Here is a 20,549-nt window from a genome sequence, read left to right as displayed (position 1 = left end):
TGGCGCGGCCCTCCTCCGGTTCTCACGACAGCCGGCGACAGTCAGGACGTCGGCACGGGACTTACTCCGCCCAGTCGAGGGTGCGCTGCACGGCCTTGCGCCACTGGCCCAGCTCCTGCTCGCGTAGCTCCGGGGCCATCGCCGGCTCCCACCGCGCGTCGGAGCGCCACTGCGCCCGCAGGGTGGCCAGATCAGGCCAGAAGCCGACCGCCAGACCGGCCGCGTACGCGGCGCCCAGGCAGGTGGTCTCGGTGATCCGGGACCGGACCACCGGCACGTCGAGCACGTCCGCGAGAAACTGCATGAGCAGGCCGTTGGCGGTCATCCCACCGTCCACCCGGAGTCGGCGCAGCGCCACGTCGGAGTCGGCGTCCATCGCGTCGACCACCTCACGGGTCTGCCACGCCGACGCCTCCAGCACCGCCCGCGCCAGGTGCCCCTTGGTGATGTAGCCGGTCAGGCCGGCGATGACGCCCCGCGCGTCGCTGCGCCAGTGCGGGGCGAACAGCCCGGAGAACGCCGGCACCACGTAGCAGCCACCGTTGTCGTCCACGGTACGGGCCAGGTCCTCCACCTCGGCGGCCGTGGAGATCAGCCCGAGGTTGTCCCGTAGCCACTGCACCAGCGAGCCGGTGACGGCGATCGCGCCTTCCAGGGCGTACGCCGGGGGTTGGTTCTTGATCCGGTAGGCGACGGTGGTGAGCAGGCCGTGTGTCGACGGGACCGGGGTGGCCCCGGTGTTGAGCAGCAGGAAGCTACCGGTGCCGTAGGTGCACTTCGCCTCGCCCGGCTGGAAGCAGGTCTGCCCGAACAGGGCGGCCTGCTGGTCGCCGAGCGCGCTGGCCACCGGCACCCCGGTGAGCACGCCGCGGGCGGTGCCGTACACCTCGGCGGAGCAGCGGATCTCCGGCAGCATCGCCGCCGGCACACCCATCGCGTCCAGCAGGTCCGGCGCCCAGTCCAGGGTGGTGAGATCCATCAGCATGGTCCGGCTGGCGTTCGTCACGTCGGTGACGTGCGCGCCGGTCAACTTCCAGATCAGCCAGCTGTCCATGGTGCCGAAGAGCACCTCGCCGCGCTCCGCGCGCTCGCGCAGGCCGTCGACCTCGTCGAGCAGCCAGCGCAGCTTCGGCCCGGCGAAGTAGGTGGCCAGCGGCAGGCCCGTCCGGGCCTGGAACCGCTCCTCGCCGTACGTCGAAGCCAGCTCGCGCAGCAGCGGCCCGGTCCGGGTGTCCTGCCAGACGATGGCGTTGGCCACCGGGCGGCCGGTGGCCCGGTCCCAGACGACAGTGGTCTCCCGCTGGTTGGTGATGCCGACGGCGGCCAGTCCGGTCGCGTCGGTGCCGGCGGCCCGCAGCGCTTCGGCGACGACCTGTTGGACGTTGTCCCAGATCTCCTCGGCGTCGTGTTCCACCCAGCCGGGCCGGGGGAAGATCTGCCGGTGTTCCCGCTGGGCGACGGCGACGATGTCCCCGGCAGAGTCGAAGACGATGCACCGCGAGGAGGTGGTGCCCTGATCGATGGCGGCGACGTACTGGGGGGTCACCGCAGCACCGTACCCAAAGCGCAGCGTGGTGCGACAGGCGTCACGACCGGTTACGGCCCACCGCCGGTCGCCGGCCGCCGCTTCGCCTACGATGTGCGAACGTGCGCGACATCGCCGTTTTCAGTGGAACCGCCCATCCCGACCTGGCCGCCGAGATCTGTGCCCACCTCGGGGTGCCGCTGCACCCGGTGCGGGTGTCCCGATTCGCGAACGACTGTCTCGAAGTGCAGTTGCAGGCCAACTGCCGGGAGCGGGACGTCTTCCTGATCCAGCCGCTGGTGCCGCCCGTGCAGGAGAACCTGGTCGAGCTGCTGTTGATGATCGACGCCGCCCGGGGCGCCTCGGCCGGCCGGATCACCGTGGTGCTGCCGCACTACGCGTACGCCCGTTCGGACAAGAAGGACGCGCCGCGCATCTCGATCGGCGCCCGGCTCGTCGCGGACCTGCTCGTGTCGGCCGGCGCGGACCGGGTGCTCGCGATGACGCTGCACTCGCCGCAGGTGCACGGCTTCTTCAGCGTTCCCGTGGATCACCTGCACGCGTTGCGTGAGCTGGCCAACCACTTCCGGCGCTACGACCTGAGCGACACCGTGGTGGTCTCACCCGACCTGGGCAACGCCAAGGAGGCGGCGGCCTTCGCCCGGCTGCTCGGCACGCCGGTCGCGGCCGGTGCGAAGCAGCGGTTCAGCGACGACCTGGTCACGATCAGCGCGGTGATCGGCGAGGTGGCCGATCGGGACGTCATCGTGCTGGATGACGAGATCGCCAAGGGCAGCACGGTGATCGAGTTGATGGAGCACCTGCGCGGCCTGAAGGTCCGTTCGATCCGGCTCGCCTGCACGCACGGGCTCTTCTCCGGTGACGCGTTACAGCGGCTCAGCGACCAGGAGGGCGTCCTGGAGATCGTCTGCACCAACACGGTGCCCATCCCGGCCGCGAAGCGGATCCCCGAGTTGCAGGTGCTGTCGGTGGCCCCGGCCCTGGCCGAAGCGATGCGCCGGATCCACAACGGGGAGTCCGTCTCCGCGCTGTTCGCCTGACCCACCCCCACCCCACCCCGCCCCACCCCACCCCACCCCCGCCCTCACCCCGCCCCCGTCCCCGCCCTCACACCTCACCCGCGCGATCTTGCGGTTTCTGTCGCGACATAAGGGATATCCCACTCATCCCGACAACAGAAACCGCAAGATCGCCGAAGCGCCCGCCCTGATCCGCGTGGATCATGGAGTTGTGGTGCCGCGCACAAGGGGCGCATGCGGAGCTGTCGCCCACCACGACTCCATGATCGACGGGCCGGGCCGGGCCGGGCCGGGCCGGGCCGGGGCGGGGGCGGGGGCGGGGGCGGGGCGAGGTGCGCGGGGCGGGGCGAGGGCGTCCGCGCGGGGCGGGGCGAGGTGCGCGGGTGCGGGGCGGGGTGCGCGGGCGCGGACCGCGGGGCGTGGGCGCGGGGTGCGGGGGCGCGGTGTGCGGGGGCGCGGGGTGCGGGGGCGTGGGGTTAGTCGCTGTCGCTCCGCTGCGCGAAGCGGCCCTAATCGGGAGGAAGTAGGTCTGCTTCCGAGTTAGTGCGGGGTGTGGTCGTGCTGGACGAGGCTTGTGGTGACGCGGACGGTGGTGCCGGCGGTGCTGGTGACGACCTCCATGGCGTCGGTCAGCTCGCGGGCCAGCCAGAGGCCCCAGCCGCCGGCGGTGTCCGTGGTCGGGCGGGTGCGATCGCCCAGTCGCTGCGGGCTGATCCCGTGCCCGTGATCGGCGACCTCGCAGACCAGCAGCTCCGACTCGTGCCAGAGCCGCAGCCAGCCGCGTCCGCCGCCGTGCCGCACCGCGTTGGTGATCAACTCGTTGATCGCGAGCACGAAGTCGTCGAGCCGTTGGCCGGCGAGCCCGGAAGCGTGCGCGCAGGAGGTGACCGAGTGTCGAATCTCGGTCACCTGGGCCTGGTCGAAGGCGTCGGCGATCAGGAGGGCAGGTTCGATGGGCACAACCGTACGCGGTGCGTGCGGATCTGCGTTCGTCATGGGCCCGTCCCGGCGGCGCATCTCGGAGTATTTCGCGGCTTTTCCACCGTACGTCAGGGTTTCCCGAACCGCACTCGCTGCTCGCCGTGCTACCTGTCGGATGTGGCATCGTGACGGCCATGCCGTCGCCGCCAGGTGGATTCGAGGTGCCGCTGTGGCGTGCGCTCGCGGTGTTCAGGCTGGCGTCCCTGGCGTACGTCTGCGCGCTCGCGGTGCGCGACGCCGACCGGTACGCCCACCCGTACGCCGTCGGTGCCCTGGTCCTCGTGATGATGACCTGGACCGGGGCGACCGCGCTCGCGTACGCCCGACCGGCCTGGCGGCGCTGGCCGCTGCTGCTGGCCGATCTCGGCGTGGTGCTGGCCGTCGTGCTGGCCACCCCGTGGGTGGTCGGACGGACGGCGCTCACCCACGGCGTACCCACCATGGGGGTCGCCTGGATGGCCGGCCCGGTGCTGGCCTGGGCCGTCTCCGGCGGCCGACGGCGGGGCACGATCGCGGCACTGCTGGTTGCCGGCGCGGATCTGGCCACCCGGGAGCGGATCGGCCAGTCCTCGTTCACCGGGGTGATCCTCATGCTGCTCGCCGGGGTGGTGGTCGGGCACGTGGCCCGTCTCGCGGCAGGCGCCGAGGAACGACTGCAACGTGCGGTGGAACTGGAGGCTGCCACCCGGGAGCGGGAACGACTGGCCCGGGGGATCCACGACTCGGTGCTCCAGGTGCTGGCGCTGGTCCAGCGGCGGGGCGCTGACCTGCCCGGCGAGGCCGGCGAGCTGGCCCGGCTGGCCGGTGAGCAGGAGGCCGCGTTGCGGGCGCTGATCGCCGGCACCGGTCCAGCCCCCGGTGTGCCCCTGGACGGACCCGACGCCGCCGCGGTGGACCTGCGGACCCTGCTCAGCCGGTACGCCTCGTCGGCGGTGGCGCTCTCCGCCCCGGCCACCCCGGTGCCGCTGCCACGCCGGGTGGCCGGAGAGTTGGCCGCCGCGACCGGCGCGGCGCTGGACAACGTGGGGCGGCACGCCGGCGGACGGGCCTGGGTGCTGATCGAGGACGAGGGGGAGACGGTGACGGTGTCGATCCGCGACGAAGGGCCGGGCATCCCGGACGGCCGACTGGCCGAGGCCGCCGCTCAGGGCCGGCTCGGCGTGACCCAGTCGATCCGGGGCCGGGTGGTCGAGTTGGGCGGGTCCGTGCGGATCGCATCCGCCCCCGAGGCGGGCACCGAGATCGAGCTGACCGTGCCGAGGGCGCAGCGGTGAACGCGACGCGAGTGATGGTGGTCGACGACCATCCGATGTGGCGGGAGGGCGTGGCCCGCGACCTGACCGAGGCCGGATTCCTGGTGGTGGCGACGAGCGGCGAGGGGCGACAGGCCATCCGGGTGGCCGCCGCCGCCCGGCCCGACGTCGTCGTCCTCGACCTGCAACTGCCGGACATCTCCGGCGTCGAGGTGATCCTGGGGCTGCGCGCGGCACTGCCCGACGTGCGGGTGCTGATGCTCAGCGCCAGTGGCGAACAGCAGAGCGTGCTGGACGCGGTCAAGGCGGGGGCCACCGGATACCTGGTGAAGTCGACAGCCACCGCGGAGTTCCTCGACGCGGTCCGCCGGACCGCGGCCGGCAACGCGGTCTTCACCCCCGGCCTCGCCGGGCTCGTCCTCGGCGAGTACCGCCGGCTGGCCGCCGGGCCGGGGCAGGACCCCGACCCGGCCGGCGGCGGGGAACCGGCAACGCCTCGGCTCACCGACCGGGAGACCGAGGTGCTGCGGCTGGTGGCGAAGGGGATGTCGTACAAGCAGATCGCGCAGCGACTCGGACTGTCGCACCGCACGGTGCAGAACCACGTGCAGAACACCCTGGGCAAGCTGCAACTGCACAACCGGGTCGAGCTGACCCGGTACGCCATCGAACGCGGCCTGGACGACTGACCACGGTCAGACCGAGCGCGGCGGCTCCGTCTCGTGGATGGCCAACTCCTCGGCGGTCGCGCCGCCGCCGGCGGAACCGGCGTCGTACGCCACCGAGTCGGTCTCCTGGTCGGTGTGCGACCCCTCGTCCGGCTCGACCAGCCGACCCACCGTGGCGTCGGCCACCGTGCCGAGCTGACCGTGGTCGTAGAGGGAGACCGGCGAGTTCGGATCCGAGGTGGGTCCCGGGTCCATCACGTCGGCGTCCAGCTGTGCCTCCGCGGCGGCTTCCAGGTTGTCCGCCTCGAAGGCGATCTTCGGGTCGATCGTTCCGGCCAGCGGGTCGTCCGCCGGGCGCTCGTAGACCTCGCGGTCGAGCTTGTAGTCCAACGACTCGCCGTCGAGCTGCTCCTCGGCGGTCGTCCCGAACCGGTCCACCGCCACCGGCGTCCGGTCGCCGGGGAGTTGGGCCGGGTCCGGGCCGTCCGCCTCGCGGCCGGTGAGGACGTCGTCGTTGGCGGTCGAGTCGTCATCGGCGGTGTCGGGCAGACCTTGCGCCTCGGTGTCGGACACGGGGGTCGGGTACTCGTTGTCGCGCATGTCTGATCACTACCCGCTGCCCTCCCGCCATAACCGGAGCACCCGAGGCTGTGCCGTGGTCGAAAGCGGCACCGGAGGCGATAGGCCGCATCAGCTGAGGTGCGCGACCTCGTCCTCCGGGTGCAGCACGCACCACACGACCTTGCCATCCGGTAGGGCGCTGCTGCCCCAGCGTCGCGCCACCGTGTCGATCAGCAGCAGCCCCCGGCCGCCGACCCTGTTCGGCGGGGACAACCCGGCGAACGTCGGCCGACGCGCCGAGTAGTCGCGCACCGCCAGGTGCAGGGTGCCGTCCTGGGGGGCCAGCCGTACCGTCATCGGGGTCCGTGCGTGCGCCACCACGTTGTTCACCATTTCGGTGATCGCGATGCTGGCCGGGTCGGTCAGCATCTCCATGCCCCAGCGTCGGCAGCCGGTGGTGACCAGGTCACGGGCCTGCCGGGCGGCTCCCACCGCCGGGGCCAGTTCGGCGGTGAGCACCGCCGCCAGCGGTGCCACCGCGACCGAGGCCAACGCCCCGTCCACCGTCGGCCAGGCCGGCACGCCGGCCACCATCGCCGGCCGGGGCGGTGCCCCGGCGTCCACCTGCACGGGCCGGCCGACCGCCGGGTCGCACAGCAGCAGATCCACGGCGGGCCAGTCGGCGACCTCGCGGCGAACGTCGGCGAAGACGGCCCGCCCGATCGGGTCCGCGACCCGCAGCCCGGTCACGTCCGCCACCACCGGGCCCGGTCGGTCCCAGAGACAGGCGAGCAGCGCGCCGCGTACCGCCTCGGCTTCCGCGGCGTCAAGCGTCCCGGTCAGCCGGACCACCGCCGACGAATCGTCGATCTCCACCAGACAGCTCGACATGATCGCCCCATTGTGCGCGCCGACGACCGTTCGCGCATTCGGGCGCTCGATGCCGGTCATCAGTGCGCCAACCGGGATCGACGATTGATCGCCGCCATGGTGCCGACCGCGGTGCCGGCGGCGGCGAGACCGAACGCGGCGCTCATCCGCACCAGCTGGCGTCGGCGACCGTGCCAGCCGCCGTCCCGGTGGGCCTGCCCGTCGGCGTCGAAGACGTTGCCGCTGCTGTCCACCCGTGCGCCCGGGCCGAACTGCGCGCGGTGGGCGTACCAGCCGAGGGCGCGCTCCACGAGCGCGGGGGCCAGCCGCCACTGCAGGCCGAGCAGGCGGCCCGCGCCGCCGGCGTACGCCTCGCGCCGGGGCCGACGCAGCACCCGGACGATGGTCTCCGCGACCACCTCCGGTGGGTAGATCGGGGGCGGCGGCATCAGTTCCCGACCGCTGTGGTTGGCCGCGTGCCGGAAGAACGGGGTGTCGATGGTGGCCGGTAGCACCGTGCAGACGGAGATCTGACCGCGACCGGTGACCCGCAACTCCTGTCGGACCGTGTCGGCCAGCCCGCGGATGCCGTGCTTGGTGGCGTTGTACGCCGACTGGTACGGCATGGCCACCTCGGCCAGCACCGAGGCGTTGTTGACCAGGACGCCGCCTCCGGCGGCGCCGAGGTACGGAAGGGCGGCCTTGATGCCGTGCACGGCGCCGAGCAGGTTGACCTCCACCACCCGACGGAACTCGGCGATCGGAATCTCGTCGAACAGGCCCACCACGCCGACTCCGGCGTTGTTCACCCAGGCGTCGATGCGACCGAACTCGGCCGCCGCCCGATCGGCCAGCCGCTGCACCGACTCCAGATTGGTCACGTCGGTCGGTACGACGAGCGCCCGGCCGCCCAACTCCTGGCAGCGCAGCGCGACCTGGCGGAGGGCCGCCTCGCTGCGGGCGGCCAGCACGACGGCCGCACCCCGGCGGGCCAACGCGTACGCGGTCGCCGTGCCGATCCCGCTGGACGCGCCAGTGATCACCACGGTCGAATCGTCGAGGCTGCGGGTCAGCGGCATTCCTGAGCGGTACCCCCGCCCGCGCCTGGTCATGCCACCTGTTGATTGTCGATCTTCCGGCTAACGGCGTTTCGTGTGGTCAATGTGCTTGCCGTGGCGCAAGCGTCGGTGGCACTCGCGGGCACTCTTCCCGATCTGCCAGGTTTCGACTCCCGCTCCCGAGGTTAATGGGACGCTCTGAACGGGAGGACCACTGCCGAGGAAAGATCGCAGGGAGGTGACCCATGCGCGTCGGCCTCGTCTGCGCGCACGCCAGCTCATACCGCCACGCCGACGGTCCACCGGTCGGCACCAGGCAACACATCGCACGGGTCGCCGCCGAGTTGGCGGAGCGAGGCCACGACGTACGGCTGTACGAGCGCCGGGACGACCCCGGCCTGCCGGCGACCGTCGACGTCGACGGCTACCAGGTGCTTCAGGTGCCCGCCGGCCCGCCCACCCCACTACCCACCGCGAAACTCATCCCGCACGTGACGGAGTTCGGCCGCTGGTTGGCCGACTCGTGGTCCGGCGCCTGGCGGCCCGAGGTGGTGCACGGGCACTACTGGGTCGGTGGCCTGGCCGCCGCACACGCGGTTCGGGAGACCGACATCCCGGTGGTGCAGACGTTCCACTCGCTCGGCGTCGAGCAGGCACGCCACCTGGGCGGCCACTACGACGGGCCGGGGGAGCGGATCACGCTGGAACGCGCCCTGACCCGGGCCGTCGACATCGCCGTCGCCCAGTCGAACGACGAGGTCGACGAGCTGACCCGGATGGGCCTGCAACGCAGTTCGGTCGCGTTGGTGCCGGCCGGGGTGGACATCGAGCTGTTCCAGCCCGACGGCGAGGCGGCGCCGCGCGAACAGCGGTCCCGCATCCTCTCGGTCGGCTCGCTGTCTCCGGGGCACGGCCAGGAGGACCTGATCCGGGCGATGCGACTGGTCGGTGACGCCGAGCTGGTGATCGCCGGTGGGCCGCCGGCCGACCAACTGGCCAACCATGCCGAGGCGCGGCGTCTGCGCGAACTGGCCGAGCAGGTCGGCGTCGTCGACCAGGTACGGCTCGTCGGAGCGGTGCCGCACGACCAGATGGCCACCTGGTACCGCTCGGCGGACGTGGTCGCCTGCACGCCGCACTACTCCTCCGCGGGGCGGGTCTCGCTGGAGGCGATGGCCTGCGGCGTGCCGGTGATCGGTTACGCGATGGGCGGCCTGGCGGACGCCGTCGTCGACGAGGTCACCGGCCGCCTGGTGCCCCCCGGCGACGTGCGGGCGCTCGGCGTCTCGCTGCGCCGGCTGCTCGCCGACAACGCCGGCCGGTTCGCCTACGGGCACGCCGCGGTGGACCGGGTGCGCAGCAGCTACACCTGGGAGCGCACCGCGGGCGCGTTGGAGCGCCTCTACGAGCGGGTGGTGAGCCGCCGCAAGCCGGTCGAGGCCTGAAGAGGGCGGGTCGGGCGGCCCGGTGTCTCAGCCGGACCGCCCGACGACGACCATGGCCTGGTCGCGACGTCGTGCCACCGCGCGTTGCTGCTGCGGCTCGGCGTACCGGGTCAGCCCGATCACCGCGGCCAGGGTGACCAGGAAACCGGCCGCGGCCAGCCACTCCCGGCCGGGCCAGATCTTGTCGTTGAGCAGCAGCAGGCCGACGATCGCGGCCGGCACCGCACCGGCGGCGTCCATCGCGGCGACCGCGGCGGTCGTCGAACCGCGCTGCATGGCCAACCCCAGCAGCAACTGGCCGACGATCGAGTGGGCGATCAGCAGATAGAACAGCGGGTGGGAGAGGAACGCCTCGGCGGACGACGCGGACGCCAGGGGCCGGGCGGCGACCGCCGCCGAGCTGAACGCCAACCCGGCCAGCGAGCCGAGGGCCACCGAGCCGGGTGCCCCGCGCAGCCGGACGGCGAAGACGCCGAGCACCGCGATGACGCCGAGCGCCACGAGCAGGGCGATCGAGCCAGCGGTGCCGAGCTGCTTCGACGGGGCCGGACGGGCGGACAGCACCAGCGCCGTGATCCCGGCGAAGAGCAGGACCAGCAGCACCACCTCCGCCACCGGCAGCCGCCACTTCAACACCAGCACGCCGAGGATGGCGGTCACCCCGAGCCCGGCCGCGACGCTCGCCTGCACCAGGAACAGCGGCAGGTCCCGGCGGGCCAGGAAGGCGAGCACGAACCCGCCGATCTGGCAGCCCAGTCCGATCAGGTACGTCCGGTGCCCGGCGAGACGCAGCAGCAGGCCCGGATCGAAGGTGTGGTGAACCGTGGTGCGGGCCGCGGCCACCGACTGGAGGAGGTTGGCGAAGCCGTACGCGACGATCATCGCCGCGAGAAAACACCAACCGGAGGAGACCACCTGGCGAGGATAGAGGTTGGCGGGGGTCAGCGCTCGGCTGGCCGATCGAGCCGGCTGAGGATGTCGGCGTGCAGCACCCCGTTGGTGGCCACCACGCTGCTGTCGGTGCCCGGCGCGCCGGCCGGAGCCGGTCGACCGAACAGATCCGTGACCGTGCCACCCGCCTCGGTGATGATCGGCACCAGCGCCGCCACGTCCCACAGGGACAGCTCCGGTTCGACCATCACGTCCAGTGCGCCCTCGGCCAGCAGCATGTAGCCGTAGAAGTCGCCGTACGCCCGACTGCGCCACGTCGCCCGCATCAGGTCCAACATCGCGTCGAGCCGCCCGGCGCGCTCCCACCCGTCGAGCGACGAGTAGCAGAAGCTGGCATCCGCGATCCCGTGCACCGCGGACACCCCGATCCGCTCGCCGGCGGCGGCACCGGGACCGGCGTACGCGCCCGCGCCCGCGCTTGCCCACCAGCGCCGGCCCAGCGCCGGTGCGGACACCACGCCGATCGCCGGCCGGTCGCCGTCGTAGAGCGCGATCAGGGAGGCCCAGACCGGCACCCCCCGGACGAAGTTCTTGGTGCCGTCGATCGGGTCGATGATCCACCGTCGGCCGTTCGGGTCGGCGGACGGTTGCGCCCCGAACTCCTCGCCGAGCAGCCCGTCGGTCGGCCGCTGCTCGGCCAACAGGGCGCGGATCTCCCGCTCCACGGCGGTGTCCGCGTCCGAGACCGGAGTCAGGTCGGGCTTCGCCTCCACCCGCAGGTCGAGCGCGCGGAACCGGGCCATGGCGATGGCGTCGGCCCGGTCGGCGAGCAGGTGGGCGAGGGCGAGGTCGTCGGCGTACCCGGTCATGCCGGCAACCTAGCCGACGCACCTCGGCTCACTCGTCGGGCCCGCGCCGGTCACCCTCGCCGGGCCCGCGCTGGTCGCTCTCGCCGCGCGAGTCACCCTCACCGGCCCGGGAGGCGAGCAACCGGCGGTACGAGGCCAACCGGCGCGGGTCGGCCTTGCCGGCGGCCACCCAGGCGTCCAGCCCGCAGGCGGCCTCGTCGGCCGTGTGCTGGCAGTTGGGCGGACAGTCGACGGTGCCCTCGACCAGGTCCGGGAAGCCGTGCAGCAGGCTGTCGGCCGAGACGTGCGCCAGCCCGAAACTGCGGATCCCGGGGGTGTCGATGATCCAGCCGGGGTCGGTGTCGACGCCGGGCACCGGTGGCAACCGCAGCGCCACCGCGCTGGTGGAGGTGTGCCGGCCCCGGCCGATCGCGCTGACCACGCCGACCGCGCGCAGCGCGTCCGGGACGAGGCGGTTGACGAGTGTCGACTTGCCCACCCCGGAGTGCCCGACCAGCACCGACACCTTGCCGCTGAGCAGCGCGCGAAGCGCCCCCAGGTCGGAGTCGGGACGGTTGAGCACGTACGGCAGCTCCAACTCGGTGTAGTAGCCGAGCACCTCCTCCGGCCCGGCCAGGTCGGCCTTGGTGAGGCAGAGCAGCGGCTCGACGTCCGCGTCGTACGCCGCCACCAGGCAGCGGTCGATGAACCCGGTGCGCGGCGGCGGGTCGGCAAGCGCGCTGACGATCACGAGCTGGTCGGCGTTGGCCACCACCACCCGTTCCAGCCGGCCCTCGGCGGTGGTCTCGTCGTCGTCGGCGGTGCGGCGCAGCACCGAGCGGCGCTCGGCGATGCGGACGATCCGGGCGAGAGCGCCCTCCGCGCCGGAGGTGTCCCCGACCAGGCTGACCCGGTCGCCCACCACCACCGACTTGCGGCCCAGCTCACGGGCGCGCATCGCGGTCACCGTGGGCAGCTCGGCCCCCACCACGCCGCGCTCGGCCCCGGCCAGCACGCACTGGTAGCGCCCCCGGTCGACGGCGATGACGAAGCCGTCCACGGCATCGTTGTGCTGGGGGCGGGTGCGCGTACGCGGGCGCGACGACTTTCCGGGCCGGACCCGTACGTCGTCCTCGTCGTACTCCCGCCGTTTGGTCGCCAGGACCTGTCCTCTTCTCGCGTCAGCTCTTGCCGGTCACCATCGCTGACCATAGTGCCGGGAACTCGGGCATGGTCTTGGAGGTACACCCCACGTCGTCCACCTCGATGCCGGGAACGGCCAGCCCGGCCACCGCGGCGGCGTGCGCCATGCGGTGGTCGTGGTAGGTGCGGAAGGTCCCCCCGCGCAGTGGACGGGGTCGGATCTCCAGCCCGTCCGGCGCTTCGGTGATGTCCGCCCCGAGGGCGGTGAACTCGGCCGCGAGCGCGCTCAGGCGGTCGGTCTCGTGGCCCCGGATGTGCCCGACGCCGGTGAGCACCGACGGCGAGTCGGCGAGCATGGCCAGCGCGGTCAGCACCGGGGTCAGCTCGCTGACGTCGGAGAGGTCGGCGGTCAGGCCGTGCACCACGCCGGTGCCCCGCACGGTCAGCCCGGCGGTGGAGAGGGTGACCTCGGCGCCCATCCGGTGCAGCAACGAGCGGAGTTGCTCGACCGGTTGGGCGCTGCTGTGCGGCCAACCCTGCAGGGTCACCTCGCCACCGGTGACCAGGGCGGCGGCGAAGAACGGCACCGCGCCGGAGAGGTCCGGCTCGATCTCCCAGCCGCGCCCGGTGAGCGGGCCGGGCTCGACGGTCCACACGTCGGGGGTGCTGTCGTCGACGGCCGCGCCGGCGGCCCGCAGCATCCGCACGGTCATCCGCAGGTGCGGCGCGGAGGGCACCGGCGGGCCGACGTGGCGCACCACCACACCCCGGTCGAAGCGAGGGGCGGCCAGCAACAACGCGGAGACGAACTGGCTGGACACGGACGCGTCGATCACCACCTCGCCGCCGGTGACCCCACCGGTGCCGAAGACGGTTAGCGGCAGGCTGCCCGTGCCGGTGACGTCGATCCGGACACCCAGCGAGCGCAGTGCGCCGACCAGCGGGCCGAGCGGCCGGGTGCGAACGTAGGGGTCGCCGTCGAAGGTGACCGGCCCGTCGGCCAGCCCGGCCACCGGCGGCACGAACCGCATCACGGTGCCGGCCAGGCCCACGTCGACGTGGGCGGGGCCGCTCAGCGGGTGTGGCCGGACCAGCCAGCGCTCGTCGTCGCTGATCGACACGTGCGCGCCCATCGCGCGCAGGCCGGCGGCCATCAACTCGGTGTCGCGGGCTCGCAGCGGCTCGGCAAGCGTCGACGGTCCGGCGGCCAACGTGCTGAGCACCAGGGCACGCGCGGTCATCGATTTGGACCCGGGCAGGCGCAGCGTCGCCGCCACCGGGTTGGACGCGGTCGGTGCGCTCCACGGCTGTGGCGGCCGGGTCGCGGTCAGATTCCCCACGGTTACATTCTGCCGCGTCGACCGCCCGCTGGCGGGAGGCGGTGGTCGTACTCCCGGTTGGCGGGACAGCCGGCGGGGCGCTGACGCGTTAGCGTGTGGTCCATGTGCGGCAGGTACGCGACGACCAGGAGTTCCGGGGAGCTGAGCGCGCTGTTCGAGTCGTCCGACGACACCGACGGCCTGCTCCGACCGGATCACAACGTCGCGCCGACCGACCCGGTGCCGCTGGTCCGGGTCAGCCCCGAGGGGCACCGCAGCCTCTGCGTCGGTCGCTGGGGTCTGCTGCCGCACTGGTCCCGCTCTCCCGCCGGGGCGGCCCGCATGATCAACGCGCGGGCCGAGACGGTGGCCACCAGTCGGGCGTACGCCGGGTCGTTCGCCCGTCGCCGCTGCCTGATCCCGGCGGACGGCTGGTACGAGTGGGTCCGTCGGCCCGACGGTGGGCGACAGGCCTACTACCTGACGCCCGCCGACGGCTCCGTGCTCGCCCTGGCCGGCATCTGGTCGGTCTGGCAGTCCGAGGCCGAGACCCGGCTCACCTTCAGCGTGCTGACCACTGCGGCGCTAGGCGACCTGGCCGAGGTGCACGACCGGATGCCGGTGCTGCTGTCGCCCGAGCACTGGGCGTCGTGGTTGGCGCCGACCGACGAGCCGGAGCGGTTGCTGACCCCGGCGTCGGCCGAGTGGCTCGCCGGGTTGGAAATCCGGCCGGTCGGGGCGGCGGTGGGCGACGTCCGCAACGACGGGCCGCAATTGACCGCCCGGGTGCCGGTGGAGCCATCGGTGCGACCGCAGGAGCTGACCCTGTTCTGAGACCGACCGCCGCACATCGTCAAGCGCCGATTTGCCAGGGTTGCGCGCGATTCGTCTCCTGGCCGTTCAGTCATGTTCCCGGCAGACCCTTGTCTCGGCGTTGTGAAGTGCGATAGAACACAGCGCCGGTAGTGGCTGTCGATTCGCACGGGGCGGACGACGTCCACCGATCTTGCCGGTCCCACGGGGGAGGTGGGTGGATGACACGGGCGCGTATGCCTCGCCCGCACGAGGTTGCTGCGGCGCGGCGAGATCCGCGACTGCTGAAGGCCGTGCGGGAACGGCAACAGGACGACGCGTGGCGCACCAGAGGCACATGCCAGAGCGTCGATCCGGAGACATTCTTTCCGGCACCGAACGAACCGGCGGACGCCGCCGTCGCACTGTGCCGCAGTTGCGACGTGCAGGGGTCCTGCCTGGCCTGGGCGCTGGACGTCGGTGACTGCCACGGCGTGTGGGGTGCCACGACACCTCGCGAGCGGCGGGCGATGCTTGTCGCCTGGCGTGGCGAGGTCGAGCCGGACCCGGACGCCGTCGACGACGCCGGCCCGCCGGTACGGGATCGGCTGCTCACTCTGGTCCCGTTGAGCTGATCGGTTCACCCGGCCCACACCCGTCGCCGGTCCGGCGGCGCAGAATGGGTCGGTGCTGCCCAGCGACGAGATCGACACACCGCGCGGTTCGGCGCGAATCGACACCGACCTGCCGTCCCGCCCGGCCACCGCCCTGCTCGTGCTCGGGCACGGCGCGGGCGGCAGCGTCGATGCCCCCGACCTGCTCGCGGTCCGGGACGCGGCGGTCGGGGCCGGCCTGGTGGTGGCGCGGGTGACCCAGCCCTACCGGGTCGCCGGTCGACGTGCGCCGGCACCGGCAGGTCATCTCGACGAGGCCTGGACGGCGGTGCTCGCCGTGCTGCGGGAGCGGCACGCCGACGTGCCGACGATTCTGGTCGGTGGCCGTTCCAGTGGCGCTCGGGTGGCCTGCCGCACGGCCCGTGCGGTGGGTGCGGCCGGTGTGGTCGCGTTGGCCTTTCCGCTGCACCCACCCGGGCGGCCGGAGCGCTCGCGGGCCGCTGAACTGGACACCGGCCTGCCGACGCTTGTCGTCAACGGTGACCGGGACCCGTTCGGGACACCGGAGCCGGGGCCGACCGTGCAGGTGGTGAGTCGTCCCGGGGAGACGCACGACCTGCGGCGGGATCCGGCCGGCACCGCTGACCTCGTCCGGGTCTGGTTGCACGCCCAGGGCTGGGCGCCCACCTGATCCCGGCTCGCCCGCGCGACCGTTTCCGGTGCCGGGCGCGGGTCGTTGCATCCGATGGTGCCGCCGGCCCGATCCGGACCGGTGACACCAGTCCTCCCAGGCCCTTCCTGGTCCCAGCGCCGGCCGCCGTCGGGGCCGGGACCAGGAACGGGAGGCCAGCCGGAATGCCCCAGTGGTCATCTCGCGTTACTAACCCCGGAAGACTTTTCTGCGAGGGGGGTGACCGGTGCCGACCGAGACACGAAGCCTGGAACGGGACGAGCGGGACGCCCGGCAGCTGAAGCGGCTGCTGGATGGCCCGGAGTGGCCCGCGACGGCGGGACCGGGCGGGGCGGGTGCGGTGAGCACAGGCACACCGGCGGGAAGTGAATCTGCGGGCAGGTCCGTGCGCGTATCCTCGGCGGGAAAGCATCCGACGCGAGGGGATGTGCGGTTGACCACCGAGAAGACGGACGAGCGCAGGGCCCGGTTCGAGCGGGACGCGATGCCATTCGTCGATCAGCTCTACGCTGCTGGGCTGCGGATGACACGCAACCCGGCGGATGCCGAAGACCTGGTCCAGGAGACGTACCTGAAGGCGTACGCGGCCTTCCACCAGTTCGAGCAGGGCACGAACCTGAAGGCCTGGCTCTACCGGATCCTGACCAACACCTACATCAACTCCTACCGCAAGCGGCAGCGCCAGCCGATCCAGGCGCCCACCGAGGAGATCACCGACTGGCAGCTCGCCGAGGCCGAGTCGCACACCTCCAGTGGGTTGCGCTCCGCCGAGACCGAGGCACTGGACCGGCTGCCGGACAGCGACGTCAAGGAGGCCCTCCAGCAGTTGCCGGAGGAGTTCCGCCTGGCTGTCTACCTCACCGATGTCGAGGGCTTCTCCTACAAGGAGGTCGCCGACATCATGGGTACGCCGATCGGCACGGTGATGTCGCGTCTGCACCGGGGCCGTCGTAATCTGCGCAAGTTGCTTGAGCGCTACGCCGGGGAGCGGGGCTTCAGTGCGGCCCGCTCGTCCAAGGGCTCGACCGCTGCCGCCGGCCGGGAGGTGTGACGTGAGCTGTGGGGAGCCGCACGAGACGGATTGCCGCGAGGTGCTCGCGGAGGTCTACCTCTACCTGGATCTGGAGTGCGCCGACGAGCGGCGCTCGCTGATCCGGCACCACCTGGACGAGTGCGGGCCGTGCCTGCGTGAGTACGGGCTCGAGCAGGAGGTACGGGCGTTGGTGGCTCGGTGCTGCGGCAACGAGACCGCCCCGGACGAGCTGCGTGAGCGGCTGCGGGTCAAGCTCACCGAGCTGGTGGTCTTCGAGACCAGTGATTCGCGCGAGTTGGCCGACTGAGCGTCGGCAGAGCACAGCGTAAGACCGGTGGCCCGGGTCGTTGTCGACCCGGGCCACCGGTGTACCCGGCGTCGGCCGGGTCGAGCTGAGCGGTGACGGGCCGCCGGCCCGTCGACCCGTTCAGGAGTTGGGACGCTTGCCGTGGTTCGCGGCGCTCTTCTTACGAGCCTTCTTCTTGCGGGACTTCTTCGCCATGCTGACCTCCTCGTGATGGGGGCGGATCCGTGCTGCCCACGACCTCGGCGTCGGTGCACCCACCGACGGCCCGGCATCGGGTCCGACCCGCTGATGGTAGTGCGGTCGACACCTGCCGCCTTTCCCCGGGGCGGGTGCGTCATCCCGGCCGTGCCGCTGCGCGCCCACCGGCGGACGTCGCATGATTGGATACGTCGGCAGGCACATCGCGAAAAGGGAGGGCCCGGACATGGCCGAGGAGATCCGCGCCGAGATGGTGGCGAACGTCTGGAAGGTCGTCGCCTCGGCAGGTGACACCGTGGCCGAGGGCGACACCCTGGTGATCCTCGAGTCGATGAAGATGGAGATCCCCGTCCTCGCCGAGTCCGACGGTGTGCTCGAGCAGCTGGCGGTGCACGAGGGTGACGTCGTACAGGACGGTGACCTGATCGCGGTGATTGCTTGAGCGGGCTGCGGGTCCGTTCGGCCGAGCCGGCCGACTTTCCGGCGGTGGCCCGGTTGACCGTGGCCGCGTACGAGGCGGACGGCCAGCTCAAGGGCGAACACGGGTACGGCGAGGTGCTGGCCGACGTGTCGACCCGGGCCGTCAGCGGTGAGGTGCTGGTCGCGGTCGACGAGGTGACCGAGGCGGTGCTCGGGTCGGTGACCTTCGTGCTGCCGGGCACCCCGTTCGCCGAGCTGTCCGGGCCGGGCGAGGCGGAGTTCCGGATGCTCGCGGTCGACCCGGGCGCTCAGGGTCGGGGTGTCGGCGCGGCACTCGCGCAGGCGTGCGTGGCACGCGCCGTCGAGTTGGGTTGCACGGCGGTGGTGATCTGCGTCCGGGCCGGAATGGCCGATTCGGCGCACCGGCTCTACTCGCGGCTCGGGTTCGTCCGGGCACCGGAGAAGGACTGGGCTCCGGCGGTGGGCGTCGACCTGCTCGGTCTGCGGCTGGTCCTGACACGCGGCTGAGCCGCCCGACCGGTCAGCCCTGGCCGGCGGCGGGTCCGTCGTGGTCGCTCGCGTCGGGGTCGGTGCCGATGGCGGCGAGCAACTCGTCGGCCACCTCCAGGGCGAGCTTGCGGCGTTCGTCGTCGCTGATGTGCGGTGCGCGGACCGCGAACCAGCTCGTGTGCACCGCGAAGATCGACAGCGCGGCGCGCAGTTGGGCGGCGGGGGACTCGTCGCCCCGGCACAGCGCGTCGGCCAGGTCCAACATCCGACCGCGCATCTGTTGGCCGGCGGAGAGACTCTTCAGCGCGGTCTGGTTCTGCTCGAAGAAACGCATCACCGACGGCTGCGCGCCGTCGAACATCGTGTCCGCGTACCGGGAGATCAGCTCGCGGCGGGTGGCCAGTGTGGCGGGCTGCGTCGCGGCCCAGGCATTCAGCTCGTCCATCCGGTCCAGCCGGTCCTCGACGAAGCTGGCGACGATGTCGTCCTTGCTCTTGAAGTGGTAGTAGAGCGCGGCCTTGGTGACGTTGAGACGCTCGGCGATCTCCCGCAGCGAGGTCTTCTCGTACCCCTGCTCGGTGAAGAGTTCGAGCGCGACGGCCTTGATCCGCTCCCGCGTCCCGCCTGTGCTCTCCCTCACTCACGCACTCCTAATCGCTTGACCGTGGCTTCCTACCCAACTTACCGTGCGGCTAGTAAGGTGACTAGCCGGGCGGCAAGTAAGTACGACATTCCTCGGGGGGAGCTTACCTATGACTCAAGCAACACAGACCGGCGTACGACCCAACAACATCCGGGTCGTGCTGTTCGGGCTGATGATCGCGATGATGCTCGCGATGCTCGACAACATGATCGTCAGCACCGCGTTACCGCGGATCGTCGGCGAGTTCGGCGGCCTCAACCACTTCACCTGGGTGGTTACCGCGTACGTCCTGGGCACCACCGTGTCCACCCCGATCTGGGGCAAGCTCGGTGACCTCTACGGCCGCAAGTCGGTCTTCCTGACCTCGGTCATCATGTTCCTCGTCGGCTCCGCCCTCTGCGGCATGGCCGGCTCCGGGATGCTCGGCGGCCCGGAGGACGGCATGGTCCAGCTCATCGCCTTCCGTGCCGTGCAGGGCCTCGGCGCCGGTGGGCTCATGGTCGGCGTGATGGCGATCATCGGTGACCTGGTCCCGCCCCGCGAGCGTGGGCGCTACCAGGGCATGATCGCCGGCATCATGGCCATCGCCATGGTCGCCGGTCCGCTGGCCGGTGGCTTCATCACCGACCACCTCTCCTGGCGGTGGGCGTTCTACGTGAACCTGCCGCTGGGCGGGATCGCGCTGCTCGTGCTGATCACCACGATGCACCTGCCGAAGTACCGCACCGAGCACCGGATCGACTGGCTCGGCGCCGGGCTGCTCTCGGTCGGCATCACCGCAATCGTGCTCATCACCACCTGGGGCGGCAACGAGTACGACTGGACGTCGCCGCAGATCCTCGGCCTGGCCGTACTGGCCGTTGTCGCGTTGGCGGCGTTCGGCCTGGTGGAGCGCCGGGTCCAGGAGCCCATCCTGCCGTTGGCGCTCTTCGCGAACCGTAACTTCGCGCTGATCTCGGTGATCGGCTTCCTGCTCGGCTTCGCGATGTTCGGCGCGATGAACTTCCTGCCGCTCTACCAGCAGACCGTGCAGGGGGCGTCGGCGACCAACAGCGGTCTGCTGCTGCTGCCCCTGATGTTCGGCATGCTCGTGGTCTCGCTTGTCATCGGCCGGGCGATCACCCGTAACGGCAGGTACCGGGCGTACCCGATCATCGGTGGCGTCGCGATGACCGCGGGCATGGGGCTGCTGTCCATGCTCGACACCGACACCAGCAAGCTGATGTCGTCGCTGTACATGGTCGTGCTCGGCGTCGGCATGGGCTTCCTGATGCAGACGACGATGCTGATCGCGCAGAACAGCGTCGAGCAGAAGGATCTCGGCGCGGCCAGTGGCGCGGCGACGTTCTTCCGGTCGATCGGCGGCTCGTTCGGCATCTCGCTCTTCGGCGCGATCTTCGCCAACCGGCTGGCCAGCTCCGAGGGCGGTCGAGCCTTCGGCGGCGAGTCCGGTGGTGCCGGAATGGACCTGGAGAAGCTCAAGGACCTGCCCGCCCAGGCGCGTGAGCTGGTGCTCGGCGGTCTCTCCGACGCGATCTCGCACGTGTTCCTCTGGGCGGTGGTGTTCACCATCGCGATCCCGGTGCTCGCCTGGTTCATCAAGGAGATCCCGCTGCGCACCGCCAACGAGGCGCCGCCGCAGGCCACTCCGGAGGAGGAGGCCGAGGTCGCCCTCGGCAAGGCAGCCCCGGTCGCCTGACCCACACCGTTCCCCCGCGCCGCGCCGCGTCAGCCCATCC

General features: G+C 72.0%; 21 protein-coding genes and 1 pseudogene. 12 read left to right on the top strand and 10 right to left on the bottom strand.

Annotation, left to right across the window (positions count from 1 at the left end; genetic code table 11):
• Positions 1 to 61: 61 nt before the first annotated feature.
• Complete coding sequence (gene glpK / locus AB0C01_RS20795; RefSeq protein ID WP_357571854.1) at positions 62 to 1,546, bottom strand: glycerol kinase GlpK; 1,485 nt, start codon at positions 1,544 to 1,546, stop codon at positions 62 to 64.
• 101 nt (positions 1,547 to 1,647) lie between these two features.
• Between glpK and AB0C01_RS20790 the strand changes: the two genes are divergently transcribed.
• Positions 1,648 to 2,586 carry a ribose-phosphate pyrophosphokinase gene (locus tag AB0C01_RS20790; RefSeq protein WP_357246704.1) on the top strand — a complete coding sequence of 313 codons (939 nt, stop codon included), beginning with the start codon at positions 1,648 to 1,650 and terminating at the stop codon, positions 2,584 to 2,586.
• 519 nt (positions 2,587 to 3,105) lie between these two features.
• Here the strand turns inward: AB0C01_RS20790 and AB0C01_RS20785 are convergent.
• A complete protein-coding gene (locus AB0C01_RS20785) occupies positions 3,106 to 3,561 on the bottom strand; it encodes an ATP-binding protein (RefSeq protein WP_357571853.1) in 456 nt (151 codons plus the stop codon).
• A 119-nt stretch (positions 3,562 to 3,680) separates the two neighbouring features.
• Between AB0C01_RS20785 and AB0C01_RS20780 the strand changes: the two genes are divergently transcribed.
• Both AB0C01_RS20780 and AB0C01_RS20775 read left to right on the top strand, forming a co-directional pair.
• Positions 3,681 to 4,820, top strand: a complete 1,140-nt coding sequence (locus AB0C01_RS20780; RefSeq protein WP_357571852.1) for a DUF5931 domain-containing protein — start codon at positions 3,681 to 3,683, stop codon at positions 4,818 to 4,820.
• A gap of 14 nt (positions 4,821 to 4,834) precedes the next feature.
• Positions 4,835 to 5,488, top strand: coding sequence for a response regulator transcription factor (locus AB0C01_RS20775; RefSeq protein ID WP_357571894.1), 654 nt, complete (start codon positions 4,835 to 4,837; stop codon positions 5,486 to 5,488).
• 6 nt (positions 5,489 to 5,494) lie between these two features.
• On the opposite strand, the gene AB0C01_RS20770 is transcribed toward AB0C01_RS20775, so the two are convergent.
• The 3 genes from AB0C01_RS20770 to AB0C01_RS20760 all read right to left on the bottom strand — a co-directional run bounded on the left by AB0C01_RS20770 (position 5,495) and on the right by AB0C01_RS20760 (position 7,977).
• Positions 5,495 to 6,067 carry a DUF5709 domain-containing protein gene (locus tag AB0C01_RS20770; RefSeq protein ID WP_112583682.1) on the bottom strand — a complete coding sequence of 191 codons (573 nt, stop codon included), beginning with the start codon at positions 6,065 to 6,067 and terminating at the stop codon, positions 5,495 to 5,497.
• Between the two features lie 90 nt (positions 6,068 to 6,157).
• The gene (locus AB0C01_RS20765; RefSeq protein ID WP_357571851.1) at positions 6,158 to 6,919 is read right to left on the bottom strand and encodes an ATP-binding protein; all 762 of its coding nucleotides are present in this window, start codon (positions 6,917 to 6,919) and stop codon (positions 6,158 to 6,160) included.
• Positions 6,920 to 6,978: 59 nt separating this feature from the next.
• A complete protein-coding gene (locus AB0C01_RS20760) occupies positions 6,979 to 7,977 on the bottom strand; it encodes an SDR family oxidoreductase (protein ID WP_357571850.1) in 999 nt (332 codons plus the stop codon).
• A gap of 224 nt (positions 7,978 to 8,201) precedes the next feature.
• Between AB0C01_RS20760 and AB0C01_RS20755 the strand changes: the two genes are divergently transcribed.
• On the top strand, positions 8,202 to 9,401 hold the full coding sequence (locus tag AB0C01_RS20755) for a glycosyltransferase (protein WP_357246690.1): 1,200 nt from the start codon (positions 8,202 to 8,204) through the stop codon (positions 9,399 to 9,401).
• 27 nt (positions 9,402 to 9,428) lie between these two features.
• Here AB0C01_RS20755 and AB0C01_RS20750 read toward each other — a convergent pair whose 3' ends face one another.
• The 4 genes from AB0C01_RS20750 to aroA form a co-directional block, all read right to left on the bottom strand.
• The gene (locus AB0C01_RS20750; protein WP_357246687.1) at positions 9,429 to 10,316 is read right to left on the bottom strand and encodes a hypothetical protein; all 888 of its coding nucleotides are present in this window, start codon (positions 10,314 to 10,316) and stop codon (positions 9,429 to 9,431) included.
• Positions 10,317 to 10,342: 26 nt separating this feature from the next.
• Positions 10,343 to 11,161, bottom strand: a complete 819-nt coding sequence (gene hisN, locus AB0C01_RS20745) for a histidinol-phosphatase (RefSeq protein WP_357571849.1) — start codon at positions 11,159 to 11,161, stop codon at positions 10,343 to 10,345.
• A 28-nt stretch (positions 11,162 to 11,189) separates the two neighbouring features.
• Entirely contained in the window at positions 11,190 to 12,200 is a 1,011-nt protein-coding gene (gene rsgA / locus AB0C01_RS20740) for a ribosome small subunit-dependent GTPase A (RefSeq protein WP_357246681.1), read from the bottom strand.
• A 121-nt stretch (positions 12,201 to 12,321) separates the two neighbouring features.
• Positions 12,322 to 13,623 carry a 3-phosphoshikimate 1-carboxyvinyltransferase gene (gene aroA, locus AB0C01_RS20735; protein WP_357246678.1) on the bottom strand — a complete coding sequence of 434 codons (1,302 nt, stop codon included), beginning with the start codon at positions 13,621 to 13,623 and terminating at the stop codon, positions 12,322 to 12,324.
• Between the two features lie 102 nt (positions 13,624 to 13,725).
• Between aroA and AB0C01_RS20730 the strand changes: the two genes are divergently transcribed.
• The 7 genes from AB0C01_RS20730 (at position 13,726) to AB0C01_RS20700 (ending at position 18,185) form a co-directional block, all read left to right on the top strand.
• On the top strand, positions 13,726 to 14,436 hold the full coding sequence (locus AB0C01_RS20730; protein WP_357246675.1) for an SOS response-associated peptidase: 711 nt from the start codon (positions 13,726 to 13,728) through the stop codon (positions 14,434 to 14,436).
• 200 nt (positions 14,437 to 14,636) lie between these two features.
• The gene (locus AB0C01_RS20725; protein ID WP_357246673.1) at positions 14,637 to 15,029 is read left to right on the top strand and encodes a WhiB family transcriptional regulator; all 393 of its coding nucleotides are present in this window, start codon (positions 14,637 to 14,639) and stop codon (positions 15,027 to 15,029) included.
• A 52-nt stretch (positions 15,030 to 15,081) separates the two neighbouring features.
• Entirely contained in the window at positions 15,082 to 15,699 is a 618-nt protein-coding gene (locus AB0C01_RS20720) for an alpha/beta family hydrolase (protein WP_357246670.1), read from the top strand.
• 226 nt (positions 15,700 to 15,925) lie between these two features.
• Positions 15,926 to 16,750, top strand: coding sequence for a sigma-70 family RNA polymerase sigma factor (locus AB0C01_RS20715; RefSeq protein WP_357246667.1), 825 nt, complete (start codon positions 15,926 to 15,928; stop codon positions 16,748 to 16,750).
• Between the two features lies 1 nt (position 16,751).
• Positions 16,752 to 17,039, top strand: coding sequence for a mycothiol system anti-sigma-R factor (rsrA, locus tag AB0C01_RS20710; RefSeq protein WP_030336658.1), 288 nt, complete (start codon positions 16,752 to 16,754; stop codon positions 17,037 to 17,039).
• 424 nt (positions 17,040 to 17,463) lie between these two features.
• A complete protein-coding gene (locus AB0C01_RS20705; RefSeq protein ID WP_357246664.1) occupies positions 17,464 to 17,679 on the top strand; it encodes a biotin/lipoyl-binding carrier protein in 216 nt (71 codons plus the stop codon).
• Positions 17,676 to 18,185, top strand: coding sequence for a GNAT family N-acetyltransferase (locus AB0C01_RS20700; protein ID WP_357246661.1), 510 nt, complete (start codon positions 17,676 to 17,678; stop codon positions 18,183 to 18,185). The genes AB0C01_RS20705 and AB0C01_RS20700 overlap by 4 nt, the downstream gene beginning before the upstream one ends.
• Here AB0C01_RS20700 and AB0C01_RS20695 read toward each other — a convergent pair.
• Positions 18,118 to 18,807 (bottom strand): annotated as a pseudogene (locus AB0C01_RS20695) (TetR/AcrR family transcriptional regulator); the annotation flags it as partial. The gene AB0C01_RS20700 and the pseudogene AB0C01_RS20695 sit on opposite strands and share 68 nt — an antisense overlap.
• 112 nt (positions 18,808 to 18,919) lie before the next feature.
• On the opposite strand from AB0C01_RS20695, the gene AB0C01_RS20690 reads away from it, so the two are divergent.
• A complete protein-coding gene (locus tag AB0C01_RS20690) occupies positions 18,920 to 20,509 on the top strand; it encodes an MDR family MFS transporter (RefSeq protein WP_357571848.1) in 1,590 nt (529 codons plus the stop codon).
• The last annotated feature ends 40 nt before the right edge of the window (positions 20,510 to 20,549 follow it).

The organism is Micromonospora sp. NPDC048905, from assembly GCF_040649655.1.
Classification (GTDB): Bacteria; Actinomycetota; Actinomycetes; order Mycobacteriales; family Micromonosporaceae; genus Micromonospora.
This window is presented reverse-complemented; position numbering and strand designations above follow the sequence as displayed.

Coding starts and splice junctions, on each gene's coding strand:
- AB0C01_RS20785 (WP_357571853.1), bottom strand. CDS start 3,561: ATGACGAACGCAGATCCGCACGCACCGCGTACGGTTGTGCCCATCGAA.
- AB0C01_RS20775 (WP_357571894.1), top strand. CDS start 4,835: ATGGTGGTCGACGACCATCCGATGTGGCGGGAGGGCGTGGCCCGCGAC.
- AB0C01_RS20770 (WP_112583682.1), bottom strand. CDS start 6,067: ATGCGCGACAACGAGTACCCGACCCCCGTGTCCGACACCGAGGCGCAA.
- AB0C01_RS20690 (WP_357571848.1), top strand. CDS start 18,920: ATGACTCAAGCAACACAGACCGGCGTACGACCCAACAACATCCGGGTC.
- AB0C01_RS20725 (WP_357246673.1), top strand. CDS start 14,637: ATGACACGGGCGCGTATGCCTCGCCCGCACGAGGTTGCTGCGGCGCGG.
- AB0C01_RS20755 (WP_357246690.1), top strand. CDS start 8,202: ATGCGCGTCGGCCTCGTCTGCGCGCACGCCAGCTCATACCGCCACGCC.
- AB0C01_RS20780 (WP_357571852.1), top strand. CDS start 3,681: ATGCCGTCGCCGCCAGGTGGATTCGAGGTGCCGCTGTGGCGTGCGCTC.
- AB0C01_RS20730 (WP_357246675.1), top strand. CDS start 13,726: ATGTGCGGCAGGTACGCGACGACCAGGAGTTCCGGGGAGCTGAGCGCG.
- AB0C01_RS20765 (WP_357571851.1), bottom strand. CDS start 6,919: ATGTCGAGCTGTCTGGTGGAGATCGACGATTCGTCGGCGGTGGTCCGG.
- AB0C01_RS20705 (WP_357246664.1), top strand. CDS start 17,464: ATGGCCGAGGAGATCCGCGCCGAGATGGTGGCGAACGTCTGGAAGGTC.
- AB0C01_RS20760 (WP_357571850.1), bottom strand. CDS start 7,977: ATGCCGCTGACCCGCAGCCTCGACGATTCGACCGTGGTGATCACTGGC.
- hisN (WP_357571849.1), bottom strand. CDS start 11,161: ATGACCGGGTACGCCGACGACCTCGCCCTCGCCCACCTGCTCGCCGAC.